Genomic DNA, 989 nt, shown 5'->3' on the forward strand with positions numbered 1-989 from the left:
AGGTTCATCGCGGATTAGCGGGAACTAAAAACAAAAACGGTAGTAAGTGATATGGTTTAGTCGCCAAACAAAAATCATACACAAACTACCGTTTTCATGCCGAATCATACTTTCCTATCTTCATTCTGGGAAGGCTTTCAAATAGTAAAGTCTCACCAGACAGCATCACTTATTACCCTGACTCTTAAACCTAACTCTGAGGCTAAGTGCCTTTGTGGTCTCGAGGCCGAGGCTATTCATGAGTATCAATGGCGTCATGTAAAAGAGGCCATGTTGCTCGGTGTTCCTGTTGAACTTTCCGTTCAAACACGAAGAATCAAGTGTCGTGACTGCGGCATAAAAACAGAGTCTCTATCTTGGCTAGAGCCTTATGCTCGCATCACGAAGCGCTTAAAAAGTTATATAGAACAACTGCTGCCTCTTCTTCCCATTAAGCATATCTCCCAGTTAACAAGCGTACATTGGCACACCATTAAAGAGATAGATAAACGCCGACTTCGCCAAGTGGTACCGTCAGTGAAATGGGAGGGGCTAAGGCAACTCGTCATGGATGAGTTCGCTATCTTTAAAGGACATCGGTATGCCACGGTCATCGCTGACGCTAAGACTCACCAAGTTATTTGGATAGGGTTAGGCCGTAGCCGCAAGGACATACGACCGTTCTTCGAGCTGTTAGGCAAGCATGGCAATAATATCGAAGCGGTCGCGATGGACATGAATACGGCTTTTGACCTTGAAGTTCAAGCGCATTGCCCGAACGCAAAAATCGTTTACGACTTATTCCATGTTGTCGCTAAGTTCGGTCGTGAGGTCATGGATAGAGTCAGAGTCGACCAAGCCAACAAGCTCAAGCAAGATAAAAAAGCGAGGCAATGGGTCAAGCGCTCACGCTGGGTGTTGTTGAAAAATAGAGGCAACTTAAATCCACGGCAAGACAGCTATCTTACAGAAATATTGAATATCAATAAGGACTTAATGACCACTTATAT

Annotated in this window: 1 protein-coding gene; it reads left to right on the plus strand. The window is 44.6% G+C overall.

The window, feature by feature from the left end:
- Positions 1–96: 96 nt before the first annotated feature.
- On the plus strand, positions 97–989 hold an 893-nt coding region (locus tag AB4263_RS22155; RefSeq protein ID WP_372098914.1), incomplete at its 3' end, for an ISL3 family transposase.

The organism is Vibrio sp. 10N.261.55.C5 (genome assembly GCF_041470505.1).
GTDB lineage: Bacteria > Pseudomonadota > Gammaproteobacteria > Enterobacterales > Vibrionaceae > Vibrio > Vibrio crassostreae_C.